This window comes from Enterobacter soli (assembly GCF_964208575.1).
Lineage (GTDB): Bacteria > Pseudomonadota > Gammaproteobacteria > Enterobacterales > Enterobacteriaceae > Enterobacter > Enterobacter soli_A.
On sequence record NZ_CAXOFU010000021.1, the window covers coordinates 55,371 to 68,420 of the forward strand.

The following is a 13,050-nucleotide window of genomic DNA, read 5'->3' on the forward strand; positions in this document are numbered from 1 at the left end:
AGGGATGTGCGAGGGTAATTCCTGAACGGTTAAAACTGTGAAAAATCGGTTAGTGATAAGTAAAAACTATCACAGCGTGAAGCAGTTCACATATTTTAATAATGACAGGACACGATATGGATTTACTGGCGCAAGACATCCAAACCTTAACCCCGCAGCTGACCGCCTGGCGTCGCGATTTTCATCAGTTTGCTGAATCTGGCTGGGTAGAGTTTCGCACCGCGGCGAAAGTCGCGGAGATCCTGGACGGCCTGGGCTACGCGCTGGCGATGGGCCGCGATGTGGTTGATGCCGAAAGCCGGATGGGGCTGCCGGACGACGCCACGCTGGCCAGTGCGTTCGCCCGCGCCCGTGCGCAGGGCGCGCCTGAAAAATGGCTGAGCGCGTTCGAAGGCGGATTCACCGGCATCGTCGCCACCCTGGACACCGGACGCCCCGGCCCGACGCTGGCCTTTCGCGTGGACATGGATGCGCTGGATCTGAGCGAAGCGCTGGACGACAGCCATCGCCCGTTCCGCGACGGCTTTGCCTCCTGCAATCCGGGAATGATGCACGCCTGCGGCCACGACGGGCACACGACTATCGGCCTGGGGCTGGCGCGGGTGCTGAAGCAGCATGAAGCGCAGCTCAACGGCACCCTCAAACTTATCTTCCAGCCTGCCGAAGAAGGCACCCGCGGCGCCCGCGCCATGGTCGCCGCCGGGGCGCTGGACGGCGTGGATTACTTTACCGCCGTGCATATCGGCACCGGCGTGCCGGCTGGCACGGTGATCTGCGGCAGCGATAACTTTATGGCAACCACCAAGTTCGACGTGCGCTTTACCGGCGTGGCGGCTCACGCGGGCGGCAGGCCGGAGGACGGTCGCAACGCCCTGCTCGCCGCCGCGCAGGCCGCGCTGGCCCTGCACAGCATTGCGCCCCACAGCGAAGGCGCGTCTCGCGTCAACGTGGGGGTCATGCAGGCGGGCAGCGGACGCAACGTCGTGCCGGCCAATGCGTTGCTGAAGGTCGAAACCCGCGGCGAAAGCGAAGCCATCAATCAGTACGTCTTCGAGCGCGCGCAGGCGGTGATTACCGGCGCGGCGGCGCTCTACGACGTGACCGCTGAGGTGCAGCTGATGGGCGCTGCCACCTCCAGCTCGCCGTCGCCGGCCTGGGTGAACTACCTGCGTGAACAGGCCGCTCAGGTGGCGGGCGTGGAACATGCCATTGATAAGGTGAAGGCGCCGGCGGGCTCGGAGGATGCCACCCTGATGATGGCGCGCGTCCAGCAAAACGGCGGCCTCGCCTCCTATATGGTGTTTGGCACCGAGCTGAGCGCCGGACATCACAACGAAAAATTCGACTTCGACGAACGGATCATGGGCGTCGCTATCGAAACCCTGGCGCGTACCGCGCTCAACTTCCCGTGGACGCGAGGTGTGTAATGCAGGAGAACTACGCTTTTATTGCTGACGCAATCGACACGCGATGTCGGACGTTCACCGCCATTGCCGACGACATCTGGGATCATCCCGAAACGCGCTTTGAAGAGTTCTGGTCTGCCGAACGGCTCGCGGGCGCGCTGGAGGCGGAAGGCTTTGCCGTGACGCGCGAGGCGGGCGGCATCCCCAATGCCTTTATCGCCAGCTACGGCAGCGGCAAACCGGTTATCGCCCTGCTCGGCGAGTACGACGCCCTGGCGGGACTGAGCCAGCAGGCGCACTGCGCCACGGCGCAATCCTCCACGCCGGGCGCAAACGGTCACGGCTGCGGGCACAACCTGCTGGGCACGGCGGCGTTTGCGGGTGCCGTCGCGGTCAAAAGCTGGCTGGAGCAGCACGGCGGCAGCGGAACGGTGCGTTTTTACGGCTGCCCCGGCGAAGAGGGCGGCTCAGGCAAAACCTTTATGGTACGCGAAGGGCTGTTTGATGACGTCGATGCCGCCGTCACCTGGCACCCGGAGGCCTTTGCCGGCATGTTCAACGTCAGCACCCTGGCCAACATCCAGGCCGCGTGGCGCTTTCACGGCGTGGCGGCGCACGCGGCAAACTCCCCGCATCTGGGGCGCAGCGCGCTGGACGCCGTTACGCTGATGACCACCGGCACGAACTTCCTTAACGAGCACATCATTGAGAAGGCGCGGGTGCATTACGCCATCACCGATACGGGCGGGATTTCGCCAAACGTGGTGCAGGCGCAGGCCGAGGTGCTGTATCTGATCCGCGCCCCGGAAATGGCCGATGCGCAGCAGATCTACGAGCGCATAGAAAAAATCGCCCAGGGCGCGGCGATGATGACCGAAACCACCGTCGAGCGCCGCTTTGACAAGGCCTGCTCCAGCTACCTGCCCAACCGCACCCTTGAAGGCGCGATGTACCGGGCGATGCAGCATTACGGCACGCCGGAGTGGAGCGAGGAAGAGCGCGACTTTGCCCGGCAGATCCGCGCCACCCTGAGCGCCAACGATCTGCAAAACAGCCTGAAAAACATCGCCGCCACCGGGGGTGAGGACGGAAAAGCCTTTGCCCGCCGCAACCAGGAAACGCTGCTGGTAGAGGAAGTGGCGCCTTACGCCGTCACCGATAACGTGCTGGCCGGCTCCACCGACGTCGGCGACGTGAGCTGGAAAATGCCCGTCGCGCAGTGCTTTAGCCCGTGCTTCACCGTCGGGACGCCGCTGCACACCTGGCAGCTGGTGGCGCAGGGCCGCACCTCGATTGCCCACAAGGGCATGCTGCTGGCCGGGAAAGTGATGGGGGCCACGGCGCTGAACCTGCTGCTGGACGCCGCGCTGCTCCAGCAGTGCCGGGATGAGTTTGAACAACAAATCACAGAACGACCGTACGCGTGTCCGATCCCCGCGGGCGTGACACCGTCACCTTTAAAATAAAAAACACAACACAAAACAACAACACAACAGTCCCGAGGAACGCCCATGAGTATGTCTTCCATACCTTCGCATTCCCCATCCGGTAAGCTCTATGGCTGGGTTGAAAGGATCGGCAATAAAGTGCCGCACCCTTTCCTGCTTTTTATCTATTTAATCGTGATCCTGATGCTGGCAACCGCCGTGCTGTCGGCCTTCGACGTGAGCGTGCGCAGCCCCGCCGACGGCAGCATGGTGGCGGTGAAAAACCTGCTGAGCGTCGAAGGGCTGCACTGGTTTTTACCTAACGTTATCAAAAACTTCAGCGGCTTCGCGCCGCTGGGGGCGATTCTGGCGCTGGTGCTCGGCGCCGGGCTTGCCGAGCGCGTGGGGCTCTTACCGGCCCTGATGGTAAAGATGGCCTCCAACGTTAGCGCGCGCTATGCCAGCTACATGGTGCTGTTTATCGCCTTTTTCAGCCACATTTCGTCCGACGCGGCGCTGGTGATTATGCCGCCGATGGGGGCGCTGATCTTCCTCGCCGTCGGCCGTCATCCGGTGGCGGGCCTGCTCTCGGCAATTGCCGGGGTGGGCTGCGGGTTTACCGCCAACCTGCTTATCGTGACGACCGACGTGCTGCTGTCGGGGATCAGTACCGAAGCGGCGAAAACCCTCGATCCGACGATGCACGTGAGCGTTATCGACAACTGGTACTTTATGGCCAGCTCGGTCATTGTTCTGACCCTTGTCGGGGGCCTGATCACCGATAAAATCATCGAGCCGCGGCTGGGCAAATGGGAAGGCCGCAGCGACGAAAAGCTGGAGTCGCTCAGCAAAGAGCAGCGTTTTGGCCTGCGGGTGGCCGGACTCGTGTCCCTGGCGTTTATCGCCGTCGTCGCGCTGATGGTGATCCCGGAAAACGGCGTGCTGCGCGATCCGGTCAAACATACCGTGCTGCCGTCGCCGTTTATTCAGGGCATCGTGCCGCTGATTATTCTCTTCTTCTTTGTGGTTTCGCTCGCCTACGGCATCGCTACCGGCAAAATTCGCCGTCAGGGCGATCTGCCTCAGCTGATGATTGAGCCGATGAAAGAGATGGCGGGGTTTATCGTGATGGTGTTCCCGCTGGCGCAGTTCGTTGCCATGTTCAACTGGAGCAACATGGGTAAATTCATGGCCGTAGGGTTGACGGATACCCTCGAAGCCGCCGGGCTGAGCGGCGTGCCGGCGTTTGTCGGGCTGGCGCTGCTCTCGTCCCTGCTGTGCATGTTTATCGCCAGCGGTTCCGCAATCTGGTCTATCCTGGCGCCTATCTTCGTGCCGATGTTTATGATGCTCGGGTTCCATCCGGCGTTCGCGCAGATCCTGTTCCGCGTTGCCGACTCCTCGGTGATCCCCCTCGCCCCGGTATCTCCGTTCGTGCCGCTGTTTTTAGGGTTCCTGCAGCGCTACAGGCCCGAGGCAAAGCTGGGTACCTACTATTCGCTGGTTTTACCCTATCCGCTTATCTTTTTAGGGGTATGGTTGCTGATGCTGGTGGCGTGGTATCTTGTCGGCCTGCCGATTGGACCGGGGATCTACCCGAGGCTGAACTAAGGAAAGAGGATGCTGAGATTACTCGAAGATAAGATTGTGACCCCGCTCGGGCCGCTGTGGGTTATCGCCGACGAAGCGTTCAATCTGCGCGCCGTCGAGTGGGAAGAGCACAGCGACCGCATGGTCGAGCTGCTCGATATTCACTATCGCGCCCAGGGCTATGAGCGCATCACGGCCCGCAACCCCGGCGGCCTGAGCGACAAGCTTGCAGCCTACTTCGAGGGCGATCTCAGCATTATCGATAGCCTGCCCACCGCCACGGCGGGCACCCCGTTTCAGCGCGAGGTCTGGCAGGCGCTGCGCAGCATTCCGTGCGGCCAGGTGATGCATTACGGCCAGCTCGCCGAGCAGCTCGGCCGGGCCGGCGCTGCCCGTGCGGTTGGCGCCGCCAATGGATCGAATCCGGTCAGTATTGTGGTACCCTGCCACCGCGTGATTGGACGCAACGGCACCATGACCGGCTATGCCGGAGGGGTGCAGCGCAAGGAGTGGTTATTGCGCCACGAAGGGTATCTCCTGCTGTAGATTCCAGGCTTTTAGTGCTTAATTTTCTTCCAGTTAGTCTTAGAATCCATAATCAAGCTGTGGAATTTCAAGAAGATGGCGGCACAATGCCGCCGCTTGTCCTTAATGATAGATTGCCAGGCTTACGTACTCCCCAAAAAGATGTTAAAATTGACCAATATCAATTAAGGCTTGAGCAAACCTATGATCCCGGAAAAGCGAATTATACGACGCATTCAGTCTGGCGGTTGTGCTATCCATTGTCAGGATTGCAGCATCAGCCAGCTCTGTATCCCGTTTACCCTGAATGAGCACGAGCTTGATCAGCTTGATAATATTATCGAGCGTAAAAAGCCGATTCAGAAAGGTCAGACGCTGTTTAAAGCGGGAGATGAACTGAAGTCGCTGTATGCTATCCGTTCTGGCACCATCAAAAGCTACACCATCACCGAACAGGGCGATGAGCAGATCACCGGCTTCCATCTGGCGGGCGACCTGGTCGGCTTTGACGCTATCGGCACTGGCCATCACCCGAGCTTTGCTCAGGCCCTTGAAACCTCAATGGTGTGTGAAATCCCGTTCGAAACCCTGGACGATCTGTCCGGTAAAATGCCAAACCTGCGTCAGCAGATGATGCGTTTGATGAGCGGCGAGATCAAAGGCGATCAGGACATGATCCTGCTGCTTTCCAAAAAGAATGCAGAAGAGCGCCTGGCCGCGTTTATCTATAACCTCTCCCGCCGTTTTGCAGAGCGTGGATTCTCCCCGCGTGAATTCCGTCTGACCATGACCCGCGGCGATATCGGTAACTACCTCGGCCTGACCGTGGAAACCATCAGCCGTCTGCTGGGTCGTTTCCAGAAAAGCGGCATGCTGGCGGTGAAAGGTAAATACATCACCATCGAAAACGGCGAAGCGCTGGCGATTCTCGCCGGGCACTCTCGCAACGTGGCGTAAGAATCCCCCGCACGACCCTGCCAGGTCGATAAATTTGCGTGATTTATTGATCTGGCAAAAACTTCTCCCCTGTTTCATTCAAGATATATAGGTTACTCTTTTAATTACAGACTGTGGTGACAGTAGTAAGGAGACCTGTATGGCCAAGTATCAAAACATGCTGGTGGCAATCGATCCTAATCAGGACGATCAACCTGCATTACGACGCGCTGTGTATTTACATCAACGGATTGGTGGCAAAATCAAAGCGTTTTTGCCGATCTATGACTTCTCATATGAGATGACCACCCTTCTGTCGCCTGACGAGCGTACCGCTATGCGTCAGGGAGTGATCAGCCAACGTACGGCGTGGATCCGCGAACAGGCGAAGTATTACCTCGAAGCGGGCGTTCCTATCGATATTAAAGTGGTGTGGCATAACCGACCTTTCGAAGCCATCATCCAGGAGATTGTCAGCGGCGGTCACGATTTGCTGCTGAAAATGGCGCACCAGCACGACAAGCTGGAGTCGGTGATTTTCACCCCGACCGACTGGCACCTGCTGCGCAAATGCCCTTGTCCGGTGTGGATGGTGAAAGACCAGCCGTGGCCGGAAGGCGGCAAAGCGGTTGTGGCGGTGAACCTCGCCAGCGAAGAGGATTATCATAATTCTCTGAACGAAAAGCTGGTGAGAGAAACCCTGCAGCTTGCCGAACAGGTTAACCATACCGAAGTCCACCTCGTTGGCGCGTACCCGGTCACGCCAATCAACATCGCCATCGAATTACCTGAATTTGATCCAAGCGTGTACAACGACGCCATTCGCGGCCAGCACCTGCTGGCGATGAAAGCGCTGCGCCAGAAGTTCAGTATCGATGAGAAGATGACTCACGTTGAGAAAGGCCTGCCGGAAGAGGTCATTCCCGATCTTTCAGAACATCTTCAGGCGGGGATTGTGGTGTTGGGCACCATTGGCCGCACGGGGATTTCCGCCGCCTTCCTGGGCAACACCGCCGAGCAGGTTATCGACCACCTGCGCTGCGACCTGCTGGTGATTAAGCCGGATCAGTATCAGACCCCGGTTGAGCTGGACGATGACGAAGACGACTGAGTCTTCAGATGAAAAAAAACCGCCGTTTCCGGCGGTTTTTTTATGCGCTGCGATTACAGCGCTTTCAGAATCGCATCCACGCTGGCTTTGGCGTCGCCAAACAGCATGTGGGTGTTCTCTTTGAAGAACAGCGGGTTCTGAACGCCCGCGTAGCCGGTGTTCATGGAGCGTTTGAAGACGATGACGTTCTGCGCCTTCCACACTTCCAGAACCGGCATACCGGCGATTGGGCTGCGCGGATCGTCCTGCGCCGCCGGGTTGACGGTATCGTTCGCGCCGATCACCAGCACCGTATCGGTGTCGGAGAAATCATCGTTGATCTCGTCCATCTCCAGCACGATGTCGTAAGGCACCTTCGCTTCCGCCAGTAGCACGTTCATGTGGCCAGGCAAGCGCCCCGCAACCGGGTGAATACCAAAGCGAACCTTGATCCCGCGCGCGCGCAGTTTTTCAGTGATTTCCGCAACCGGATACTGCGCCTGCGCCACCGCCATGCCGTAGCCCGGGGTGATGATGACCGTGTGCGAGTTTTTCAGCATATCAGCCGTGTCTTCCGCGCTGATTTCACGGTGCTCGCCCACTTCTTCATCGCTGCCTGTTGAAGAGCCGTCGGAGCCGAAGCCGCCTGCGATGACGCTGATAAACGAACGGTTCATCGCTTTACACATGATGTAGGACAGGATCGCACCGGAAGAACCCACCAGCGCACCGGTGACGATCAGCAGGTCGTTGCTCAGCATAAAGCCCGCCGCCGCTGCCGCCCAGCCGGAGTAGGAGTTCAGCATTGACACAACCACTGGCATATCCGCCCCGCCGATGGAGGCCACCAGATGCCAGCCAAACGCCAGCGCGATGATGGTCATTACCAGCAGCGCCAGAACCTGCAGGCCAACGCTTTCGGTACGTACGAAGATCACCATCAGCACGAAGGAAACCACCAGCGCCGCGAGGTTCAGCTTGTGGCGGTTTGGCAGCATCAGCGGTTTAGAGGAGATCTTACCGCGCAGTTTGCCGAACGCCACAATCGAACCGGTGAAGGTCACCGCACCAATGAAGATGCCGAGGAACACTTCGGTCAGGTGGATGTTAACCAGAATCGGCTCCATGCCCGGTTCGTGATACAGGTAGCTGTTGAAGCCCACCAGCACCGCAGCCAGACCCACAAAGCTGTGCAGGATCGCCACCAGCTCTGGCATTTCGGTCATTTCAACGCGTTTCGCCAGACGAATACCGATAGCACCACCGATAATCATCGCCACCAGGATCCAGGCGACGTTGCCCGTGTCCGGCCCGAAGATGGTGGAGATCAGCGCAATCGCCATCCCGGCGATACCGAAGTTGTTACCCTGCTGGGACGTTTCGTGTTTGGAAAGCCCCGCCAGACTGAAAATAAACAGGATCGCAGCAACAATGTATGCAGCTGTTACTAATCCTCCAGACATATGCTACCCCTTAGCCTTTACGAAACATTTTCAGCATGCGCTGAGTCACGGTGAAACCACCGAAAATATTGATACTGGCGATCAGCACCGCGATAAAGCTCAGGAAGCTAATCCAGCCGCCGTGACCAATTTGCAGCAACGCCCCGACCACGATGATCCCGGAGATGGCGTTCGTGACCGACATCAGCGGCGTATGCAGCGCGTGAGAAACGTTCCACACCACATAGTAACCCACCACGCAGGAGAGCGCGAAGACGGTGAAGTGGCCGAGGAACTCTTTTGGCGCAACGTCCGCAAGCCAGCCAAACAGAATAATCACCAGCGCCATGATCGCGTATTTGCGCCACGGAGATGCCGGTTTGGCAGGCTCTTTCGGCTCAGGCGCCGCTTTTGGTGCCGCCTGAGGCTGGGCAGAGACCTGAATAGGCGGCGCAGGCCAGGTGATTTCGCCTTCGCGCACCACGGTGACGCCACGCACCACCACGTCGTCGAAATCAACGGTGATATTGCCGTCTTTCTCTTTGCACAGCAGTTTGAGCAGGTTAACGAGGTTAGTGCCGTACAGCTGTGAGGACTGGGTCGGCAGGCGGCCCGGCAGATCGGTATAACCGATCACCTTCACGCCGTTCGCCGTGGTGGTAACCTGATTCGGCACGGTGTATTCGCAGTTACCGCCGTTCTGCGCGGCCAGGTCGACAATGACGCTGCCCGGGCTCATGGAGTCAACCATTTCGCGGGTGATCAGCTTCGGAGCCGGTTTGCCTGGGATCAGCGCGGTGGTGACAATAATGTCGACCTCTTTCGCCTGCGCCGCGAACAGCGCCATTTCCGCTTTGATGAAGGCTTCAGACATCACCTTCGCATAACCATCACCGCTGCCCGCTTCTTCCTTAAAGTCCAGCTCAAGGAATTCGGCGCCCATACTTTGGACCTGTTCCTTCACTTCAGGACGGGTATCAAACGCACGCACGATCGCGCCGAGGCTGTTCGCCGCGCCAATCGCAGCCAGACCAGCAACGCCTGCGCCGATCACCATCACCTTCGCCGGTGGAACCTTGCCCGCCGCGGTGATCTGACCGGTAAAGAAGCGACCAAATTCGTGAGCGGCTTCGACAATCGCGCGGTAGCCCGCGATGTTCGCCATTGAGCTCAGCGCATCCAGAGACTGCGCGCGCGAGATACGCGGCACGGAGTCCATCGCCATGACGGTCACGTTACGCGCCGCCAGCTTTTCCATCAGCTCCGGGTTTTGCGCCGGCCAGACGAAACTGACGAGCGTGGTGCCAGGATTCAGCAGCGCAATCTCGCTCTCTTCCGGTGCATTCACCTTGAGAATGATTGGCGACTGCCATACTTCTGCGCCCTCGACTATTTCTGCCCCGGCCTGCACGAACGCGTCGTCATCGAAACTCGCCAGTTTGCCCGCGCCGCTTTCAACCGCGACGGTAAAACCCAGTTTAAGCAGTTGCTCCACCGTCTTCGGTGTTGCCGCTACGCGGGTTTCATTGGCTAACCGTTCTTTTGGTACCCCAATACGCATAGTTTTCCCTTCCATCGGTTATTGATGATGGTTTGTCGATAAATACCCGTGATTTGTATCAACTTTCGCCAGCGTGATAGCGGCGACAAATGATTAACCCCGGAAAATAAAACAGTAACAAACTTTCTATAACCTACTGAAAATAACGCTTGTGATCTACCGCCAGAAAACACTATTTCTGACTTTATCTGTCAAAAATAAGTGATCTGCATCGCTGACAGAGATATTTACCTTAAATTCATTGCCAGAACCGATAAATCGCGTAAGCGGAGCGGTAAAAACATGATATAGCGCCATAACAGATCAACTCATTAACATTAAATTAACTTGTAAAAGTCATATGCTTTATCAGTTTTGCTTGTCAAACGCCTGTTTTTTCAACATATCACTAAATGTTATCGAATCATGTTCTGCCCTGAGCACAGGCTGTGAAAAATGGCGCAGACAGCGACGGGTTATAAATGCAATAATCGAGGCCGTTTCAAATTAACAACATTACCAGTATATGGTTTGCGCAAGGCGAAGGATTATTTTTATGAAGCTTAAGAACACACTCCTGGCGTCCGCACTTCTTTCCGCGACCGCCCTGTCCGCAAATGCCGCGACAGAGTTAACGCCGGAGCAAGCGGCAGCGTTAAAACCTTTTGACCATACGGTCATTGTGGGTCGTTACAACGCGATTAGCGACGCCGTCGCAGCCGCATCAAAAGCCGCCGATAAAAACGGTGCTGCCTCATTTTACGTTGTCGATCAATCTGATTACGGCAACAGCGGCAACCAGCGCGTGACCATCGCGCTGTATAAAGCCGATGCTCCAAAATCTGACGCGCCGCAAAACCGCGTCATTAACGGCGTGGTTGAGCTGCCAAAAGATCAGGCGATTCTGCTCGAGCCATACGACACCGTGACCGTTCAGGGCTTCTACCGCAGCCAGCCTGAAGTTAACGACGCCATCACCAAAGCCGCGAAAAAGAAAGACGCTGACTCTTTCTACATCGTGCGTCAGGTGGATGCTAACCAGGGCGGCAACCAGCGCATTACCGCGTTCATCTATAAAAAGGATGCGAAAAAACGCGTTCTGCAGAGCCCGGACGTTATCCCTGCAAACTCCGATGCGGGTCGCGCTGCGTTAGCAAAAGGCGGCGAAGAAGCGAAGAAAGTTGAGATCCCAGGCGTCGCCACCTCTGCGGCACCGAGCGCTGAAGTAGGCCGTTTCTTCGAAACCCAGTCCACCAAAGGCGGTCGTTACTCCGTGACCCTGCCAGACGGCACCAAAATTGAAGAACTGAACAACGCCACCGCCGCGCAGATGGTGCCGTTCGACAGCATCAAGTTCACCGGCAACTACGGCAACATGACCGAAGTGTCTTACCAGGTCGCGAAACGTGCGGCCAAGAAAGGCGCCAAGTTCTACCACATCACCCGCCAGTGGCAGGAACGTGGTAACAACGTGACTATCAGTGCCGATCTGTATAAGTAATCGACCTGTTTAAAAAAGGCGGCCGCTGTGCCGCCTTTTTTGTTACTTTTTTTCTGATTTCTGCCACACATCATTGCATGACTTCCTGACTCTCCGTAAAATCCCGCGCCTTAGTGTGATCCACCATTTTTATGCGCCTGTGCGAAATAATTATTCTGGATTTGGACCTTTCATAACAGGAAGCCAATGGAAAAGAAACTTGGCCTGAGTGCATTAACTGCACTCGTTTTAAGCTCAATGCTGGGCGCGGGCGTATTCAGTTTGCCGCAAAACATGGCGGCCGTCGCAAGCCCTGCGGCGTTACTCATTGGCTGGGGCATCACCGGCGTCGGGATATTACTGCTGGCGTTCGCCATGCTGCTGTTGACCCGCATTCGTCCTGACCTCGACGGCGGCATTTTCACCTACGCGCGCGAAGGATTCGGGGAGCTGATCGGCTTCTGTTCCGCCTGGGGCTACTGGCTGTGCGCGGTGATCGCCAATGTCTCCTATCTGGTTATTGTCTTCTCGGCCCTGAGTTTCTTTACCGATACGCCTGAGCTGCGTCTGTTCGGTGACGGCAACACCTGGCAGTCTATCGTCGGCGCGTCGGTGCTGCTGTGGTTTGTGCACTGGCTGGTGCTGCGCGGCGTGCAGACGGCGGCCAGCATCAACCTGGTGGCGACCCTCGCCAAGCTGGTTCCTCTCGGTCTGTTTATCGTGCTGGCGTTTGTCGCCTTCCGCATGGACGTGTTTAATCTCGATTTTACGGGCGTGGCGCTCGGCGTGCCGGTCTGGGAGCAGGTTAAAAACACCATGCTGATCACTCTGTGGGTGTTTATCGGCGTGGAAGGCGCGGTGGTGGTTTCTGCCCGCGCGCGTAACAAGCGCGACGTGGGCCGTGCGACGCTGTTAGCGGTGCTCGCGGCGCTGGGCGTTTATCTGCTGGTCACCCTGCTCTCCCTGGGCGTGGTGGCGCGCCCTGAGCTGGCGGAAATGCGCAATCCGTCCATGGCGGGCCTGATGGTTAAAATGCTCGGCCCGTGGGGGGACGTGGTGATTGCCGCGGGGCTGATTGTGTCGGTGTGCGGTGCCTACCTGAGCTGGACGATTATGGCCGCAGAGGTGCCTTTCCTCGCCGCCACGCACAAAGCCTTCCCGCGCCTGTTTGCTCGTCAGAATAAAAACAACGCGCCGTCGGCGTCGCTGTGGCTGACCAACATCAGCGTGCAGGTGTGTCTGGTGCTGATCTGGCTCACAGGTTCGGACTATAACACCCTGCTGACCATCGCCTCCGAGATGATTCTGGTACCTTATTTCCTGGTTGGCGCATATCTGTTAAAAATCGCCACGCGCCCTGCGCATTACGTCGTGGGCGTGGGGGCCTGTATTTACGGGCTGTGGTTGTTGTATGCTTCCGGGCCGATGCACCTGCTGCTGTCCGTGGTGCTGTATGCGCCGGGCCTGCTGGTATTTATCTACGCGCGCCGCACGCATCAGCTCGACAACGCGTTAAAACGCCGCGAGATGGCGCTGATTGGGCTATTACTGGTTGCTGCGGTACCGGCAACCTGGATGTTAATGGGATAGCGCCGCTTTCCCATTGTTGAACTT

The 13,050-nt window shown here is 57.8% G+C and carries 10 protein-coding genes; 8 read left to right on the forward strand and 2 right to left on the reverse strand.

The features are described 5' to 3' along the window. Positions 1 to 116 precede the first annotated feature (116 nt). The 6 genes from AB6V08_RS18820 to uspE all read left to right on the forward strand — a co-directional run bounded on the left by AB6V08_RS18820 (position 117) and on the right by uspE (position 6,995). Positions 117 to 1,427: a M20 family metallo-hydrolase gene (locus tag AB6V08_RS18820; protein ID WP_368544335.1), complete on the forward strand. Its 1,311-nt coding sequence runs from the start codon at positions 117 to 119 to the stop codon at positions 1,425 to 1,427. After that, positions 1,427 to 2,872 carry a M20 family metallopeptidase gene (locus tag AB6V08_RS18825; RefSeq protein ID WP_368544336.1) on the forward strand — a complete coding sequence of 482 codons (1,446 nt, stop codon included), beginning with the start codon at positions 1,427 to 1,429 and terminating at the stop codon, positions 2,870 to 2,872. The genes AB6V08_RS18820 and AB6V08_RS18825 overlap by 1 nt, the downstream gene beginning before the upstream one ends. A gap of 45 nt (positions 2,873 to 2,917) precedes the next feature. Beyond that, positions 2,918 to 4,444 carry a p-aminobenzoyl-glutamate transporter gene (gene abgT, locus AB6V08_RS18830; RefSeq protein WP_368544337.1) on the forward strand — a complete coding sequence of 509 codons (1,527 nt, stop codon included), beginning with the start codon at positions 2,918 to 2,920 and terminating at the stop codon, positions 4,442 to 4,444. Positions 4,445 to 4,453: 9 nt separating this feature from the next. Beyond that, positions 4,454 to 4,969: a methylated-DNA--[protein]-cysteine S-methyltransferase gene (ogt, locus tag AB6V08_RS18835; protein ID WP_368544338.1), complete on the forward strand. Its 516-nt coding sequence runs from the start codon at positions 4,454 to 4,456 to the stop codon at positions 4,967 to 4,969. 183 nt (positions 4,970 to 5,152) lie between these two features. Then, positions 5,153 to 5,905 carry a fumarate/nitrate reduction transcriptional regulator Fnr gene (gene fnr / locus AB6V08_RS18840; protein WP_181623341.1) on the forward strand — a complete coding sequence of 251 codons (753 nt, stop codon included), beginning with the start codon at positions 5,153 to 5,155 and terminating at the stop codon, positions 5,903 to 5,905. Positions 5,906 to 6,044: 139 nt separating this feature from the next. Beyond that, on the forward strand, positions 6,045 to 6,995 hold the full coding sequence (gene uspE, locus AB6V08_RS18845) for a universal stress protein UspE (RefSeq protein WP_368544339.1): 951 nt from the start codon (positions 6,045 to 6,047) through the stop codon (positions 6,993 to 6,995). Positions 6,996 to 7,048: 53 nt separating this feature from the next. Here uspE and pntB read toward each other — a convergent pair whose 3' ends face one another. Together pntB and pntA are read right to left on the reverse strand one after the other, a co-directional pair. After that, on the reverse strand, positions 7,049 to 8,437 hold the full coding sequence (gene pntB / locus AB6V08_RS18850; protein WP_368544340.1) for a Re/Si-specific NAD(P)(+) transhydrogenase subunit beta: 1,389 nt from the start codon (positions 8,435 to 8,437) through the stop codon (positions 7,049 to 7,051). A 10-nt stretch (positions 8,438 to 8,447) separates the two neighbouring features. Further along, a complete protein-coding gene (pntA, locus tag AB6V08_RS18855) occupies positions 8,448 to 9,977 on the reverse strand; it encodes a Re/Si-specific NAD(P)(+) transhydrogenase subunit alpha (RefSeq protein ID WP_368544341.1) in 1,530 nt (509 codons plus the stop codon). 535 nt (positions 9,978 to 10,512) lie between these two features. Here pntA and ydgH point away from each other — a divergent pair. Together ydgH and AB6V08_RS18865 are read left to right on the forward strand one after the other, a co-directional pair. Further along, positions 10,513 to 11,457, forward strand: a complete 945-nt coding sequence (ydgH, locus tag AB6V08_RS18860) for a DUF1471 family protein YdgH (RefSeq protein ID WP_368544342.1) — start codon at positions 10,513 to 10,515, stop codon at positions 11,455 to 11,457. Positions 11,458 to 11,643: 186 nt separating this feature from the next. Further along, the gene (locus AB6V08_RS18865; RefSeq protein ID WP_368544343.1) at positions 11,644 to 13,026 is read left to right on the forward strand and encodes an amino acid permease; all 1,383 of its coding nucleotides are present in this window, start codon (positions 11,644 to 11,646) and stop codon (positions 13,024 to 13,026) included. The last annotated feature ends 24 nt before the right edge of the window (positions 13,027 to 13,050 follow it).

Coding starts and splice junctions, on each gene's coding strand:
- abgT (WP_368544337.1), top strand. CDS start 2,918: ATGAGTATGTCTTCCATACCTTCGCATTCCCCATCCGGTAAGCTCTAT.
- AB6V08_RS18820 (WP_368544335.1), top strand. CDS start 117: ATGGATTTACTGGCGCAAGACATCCAAACCTTAACCCCGCAGCTGACC.
- uspE (WP_368544339.1), top strand. CDS start 6,045: ATGGCCAAGTATCAAAACATGCTGGTGGCAATCGATCCTAATCAGGAC.
- fnr (WP_181623341.1), top strand. CDS start 5,153: ATGATCCCGGAAAAGCGAATTATACGACGCATTCAGTCTGGCGGTTGT.
- ogt (WP_368544338.1), top strand. CDS start 4,454: ATGCTGAGATTACTCGAAGATAAGATTGTGACCCCGCTCGGGCCGCTG.
- ydgH (WP_368544342.1), top strand. CDS start 10,513: ATGAAGCTTAAGAACACACTCCTGGCGTCCGCACTTCTTTCCGCGACC.
- pntA (WP_368544341.1), bottom strand. CDS start 9,977: ATGCGTATTGGGGTACCAAAAGAACGGTTAGCCAATGAAACCCGCGTA.
- AB6V08_RS18825 (WP_368544336.1), top strand. CDS start 1,427: ATGCAGGAGAACTACGCTTTTATTGCTGACGCAATCGACACGCGATGT.
- pntB (WP_368544340.1), bottom strand. CDS start 8,437: ATGTCTGGAGGATTAGTAACAGCTGCATACATTGTTGCTGCGATCCTG.
- AB6V08_RS18865 (WP_368544343.1), top strand. CDS start 11,644: ATGGAAAAGAAACTTGGCCTGAGTGCATTAACTGCACTCGTTTTAAGC.